Origin of the sequence: Peterkaempfera griseoplana (assembly GCF_001418575.1) — a bacterium.
GTDB lineage: Bacteria > Actinomycetota > Actinomycetes > Streptomycetales > Streptomycetaceae > Peterkaempfera > Peterkaempfera griseoplana.
In genome coordinates, this window is the sequence record NZ_LIQR01000551.1 from 1 (window position 1) to 3,845 (window position 3,845).

At 71.7% G+C, this 3,845-nt stretch carries 3 protein-coding genes and 1 pseudogene; 1 reads left to right on the forward strand and 3 read right to left on the reverse strand.

What is annotated here, in order from left to right; all coding sequences use genetic code 11:
* Positions 1-380 (reverse strand): annotated as a pseudogene (locus tag AOK09_RS32350) (thioredoxin family protein); the annotation flags it as partial.
* A 348-nt stretch (positions 381-728) separates the two neighbouring features.
* Between AOK09_RS32350 and AOK09_RS32355 the strand changes: the two are divergent.
* A complete protein-coding gene (locus tag AOK09_RS32355; protein WP_055590787.1) occupies positions 729-1,364 on the forward strand; it encodes a TetR/AcrR family transcriptional regulator in 636 nt (211 codons plus the stop codon).
* A gap of 218 nt (positions 1,365-1,582) precedes the next feature.
* Here AOK09_RS32355 and AOK09_RS32360 read toward each other — a convergent pair whose 3' ends face one another.
* Entirely contained in the window at positions 1,583-3,280 is a 1,698-nt protein-coding gene (locus tag AOK09_RS32360) for an acyl-CoA mutase large subunit family protein (protein ID WP_055590788.1), read from the reverse strand.
* A gap of 122 nt (positions 3,281-3,402) precedes the next feature.
* A complete protein-coding gene (locus tag AOK09_RS32365) occupies positions 3,403-3,741 on the reverse strand; it encodes a DUF3817 domain-containing protein (RefSeq protein WP_245687587.1) in 339 nt (112 codons plus the stop codon).
* Between the last annotated feature and the right edge of the window lie 104 nt (positions 3,742-3,845).

A 3,845-nucleotide genomic window follows, 5' to 3' on the forward strand; every position in this document is an offset into this window, starting at 1 on the left:
CACCACCGCCATCACCGCGGGGATGGACTGGATGCCGAACTGCGCCGCCAGCATCTGGTTGGCGTCGACATCGATCTTCGCCAGCACGAACCGGCCCGCGTACTCCTCCGCCAGCCGCTCCAGGACGGGGCTCAGCTGCTTGCAGGGGCCGCACCACTCGGCCCAGAAGTCGACCACGACCGGAGCCTCGGCCGAGCGCTGGACGACCTCCGCCTCGAAGGTCTCCTCCGTGACATCGAGGACGACGGAGACCGGCGCCGGCGGAGCGCCTGGCGGGCCCGCTCGGCCCGCGCCTGCTCCGCCTTCTGGGCGGCGTCTCCGGCCGCCTTCACCGCGGCGAGGTCGACCACGCCGCGCATGGACATGTTCCGTGGCTGCATGGCTCTATCCTCCCCCGTCCGAAGGGGTGCGGACGCCATCTCCCTTGCGGGGCGCCCCACCCGGAGTGTCACTCCCGCCACAGGACCGTCTCCCACGGACCCGCGAGGGCGATCACTCGTCCCTGTGCATTCGGTGCGGGTCCCCACCCGCACCCTGGTTGCCGCTCTTTTCGCTACCAGACGTAGCGTATATGTCCGGGGCTCCCCGGAACACACCGCGAGGCCCGGCTGCGGCGTGAGACACCTCACTCCTGGCAGTCACCGTGTATCGGAGAGCCACCGGTGTACGGGTACCCTCGCCCGGCAGCACCGACGCAGCTGCGCCCCTCCCCACCCAGGAGACCGCTCGTGGCCGTACCGACGGACGCCCCCGCCCGGGCCAAGGGCAGACCACGCAACGCCGCCACCGACCACGCCATTCTGGAGGCCACCCGCTCCCTGCTCGCCGAACTCGGCTGGGGCGGGCTCACCATGAGCCATGTCGCCCAGCGGGCGGGGGTCGCCAAGACCACCCTCTACCGGCGCTGGCCCTCCAAGAACGAGCTGGTGGTGGACGCCGTCGCGGTGCTCTTCGACGATCTGGAGATGACCGACCTGGGAAGCCTGCGGGCGGACATCGAGGCCGTGGTGCAGCGTTTCGCCGCGCTGCTCTCCCGCCCCGAGACCCAGGCCGCGATGCTGGCGCTGTTCGCCGAGGGCACTCGTGACCCGCTGCTGCGCGGGCGGATCAGGGAGTCCATCGTGGACCCGCAGAAGCGGCTGGTGCACCAGGGCAGGGCCAACGCCCAGGCCCGCGGCGAACTCCCCCCGGACGTGGACGAGGCGACCGCGGACCAGGAGGTGGACATCATCTTCGACACCATCGCCGGCGCCGTGGAGCACCGCATCCTGGTCAGCGGGCAACCCGCCTGCGAGGAGTGGATCAGCCGGTTCACCACCCTGCTCCTGGCCCCCCTCGCCGCCCTCTCCACCGGGCGCCCCTGACTTCCGCACGCAAGGCCGCAGCGCGGCCCCGGGCCGGACGGCACCCCGCCGCCGTCCCGCCCCCGCAGGCAACGGTCCTGCGGCACCGGCCCTGTCCACGGCTTGCGCGCCGGCCGTACGCGCCCCCCACCGCCCCTTCACCCCCGGCAGCGGACAGACCGCGGTCCCGTACACCCCGCGAGGGCGTACGGGACCGCGGACCGGTGAGGAACCGGAGCTCAGAAGCCCGGAGGCTCGGTGTAGGTGCCCCACTCGTCGCGCAGGGCGTCGCAGATCTCGCCCAGGGTCGCCTCGGCCCGCACCGCCTCCAGCATCGGCGGCACCATGTTGGCCCCGGACCGTGCGGCCTCCAGCATCGCGGCGAGCCCCGCCTTGACCGCGGCGTCGTCCCGCTCGGCCCTGCGCTCGGCCAGCAGCCGGACCTGCTCGGTCTCCACCTCATGGCTGACCCGCAGGATCTCCAGCTCCGACGTGACCGTGGAGGTGTGGCAGTTGACGCCGACGACGCGCTTCTCCCCCTTCTCCAGGGCCTGCTGGTAGCGGAACGCCGACTCGGCGATCTCCCCCACGAACCAGCCGTCCTCGATGCCGCGCAGAATGCCGGCGGTCATCGGGCCCACCGGGTGCTCGGCCCCGCCGTTGCGCTCGCCCATGCGGCGGATCCGCTCGAAGATCGCCTCGGCCTCGGCCTCGATGCGGTCGGTGAGCGCCTCCACGTACCAGGAGCCGCCCAGCGGGTCGGCCACATTGGCCACCCCGGTCTCCTCCATCAGCACCTGCTGGGTGCGCAGGGCGATCTCGGCGGCCTGGGCGGAGGGCAGCGCCAGGGTCTCGTCGAGGGCGTTGGTGTGCAGGGAGTTGGTCCCGCCGAGCACCGCCGAGAGGGCCTCCACGGCGGTCCGCACCACGTTGTTGTACGGCTGCTGGGCGGTGAGCGACACCCCTGCGGTCTGGGTGTGGAAGCGGAGCCACTGCGCCTTGTCGGTCCTCGCCCCGTAGACGTCGCGCATCCAGCGGGCCCAGATCCGGCGTGCGGCGCGGAACTTGGCGATCTCCTCGAAGAAGTCCAGATGGGCGTCGAAGAAGAAGGAGAGCCCGGGGGCGAAGGTGTCCACGTCCAGGCCGCGGGAGAGGCCCAGTTCCACGTAGCCGAAGCCGTCGGCCAGGGTGAAGGCCAGCTCCTGCGCGGCCGTGGAGCCCGCCTCACGGATGTGGTAGCCGGAGACCGAGAGCGGCTTGTACGCGGGGATGCCCGCCGCGCAGTACTCCATCAGGTCGCCGATCAGGCGCAGATGGGGCTCCGGGGAGAAGAGCCACTCCTTCTGGGCGATGTACTCCTTGAAGATGTCCGTCTGCAGGGTGCCGTTGAGCACGCCGGGGTCCACACCCTGCCGCTCGGCCGCCACCAGGTACATGCAGAAGACCGGGACGGCGGGTCCGGAGATGGTCATGGAGGTGGTGACCTCGGCCAGCGGGATGGAGTCGAAGAGGACCTCCATGTCGGCGGCGGAGTCGATGGCGACGCCGCAGTGGCCGACCTCGCCGAGCGAGCGCGGGTCGTCGGAGTCGCGGCCCATCAGGGTGGGCATGTCGAACGCCACGGAGAGGCCGCCGCCGCCCGCGTCCAGGATCATCCGGTAGCGCTCATTGGTCTGCCGGGCGTTGCCGAACCCTGCGAACTGCCGGATCGTCCAGGCCCGGCCCCGGTAGCCGGTGGGGTGCAGACCCCTGGTGAAGGGGTACTCCCCGGGCCAGCCGATCCGCTCGAACCCGGCCGCCGGCGCCCCTGCGGGCGGCCCGTAGACCGGGTCGACGGGGTCGCCGGAGAGGGTGGTGAAGTCCGCGTCGCGCTTGCGCGCCCTGTCGTACCGCTGCTGCCAGCGGCTTCGGCCCGCCTCGATCTCCTCGTCGTCCACTGCCGTACCCCGCTCCCATAGACCGATATCAGGATGTCCCCCCAATTTACTCGGACGTCCTAGTATCTGTCGACGGGCATCCCCCGGCGCACTGCCCGGGGGCAGCGCACCGGGGGAAGTGATCAGACCCGTACGGGCGCGGGTGCGGCCTTCCCGGCCGCCTCGCCGCGTACCTCGCGGACCACCCGGCGCTCGGCGACGAAGGAGCAGAACGGGATGGTGCCCGCCACCAGGATCAGCAGCTGCTTGACCAGCCCCCAGCGCTGCTTCTGGCCGAGCAGGAACGCCACCACGACATAGCCCATGAAGAGGATTCCGTGGGCCTGCGCGACGAAGAACGTGGCGCTCTTCCCCACACCGAAGCCGTACTTGGCCACCATGAAGCCGCAGAGCAGCAGCAACATGCAGCCGGTCGCATAGGCCAGCGCCCGGTACCAGGACAGCAGGGGGTTCGACTTCACCGCGTTCGCCTCACATGCCAGGGGTCGGGGCGGTACGCCCGGACTCGGCACCGCCTCCCCGAGGGTAACCCCGCGCCGCCCGGCCGCCGCGCACGCCCCCGCCC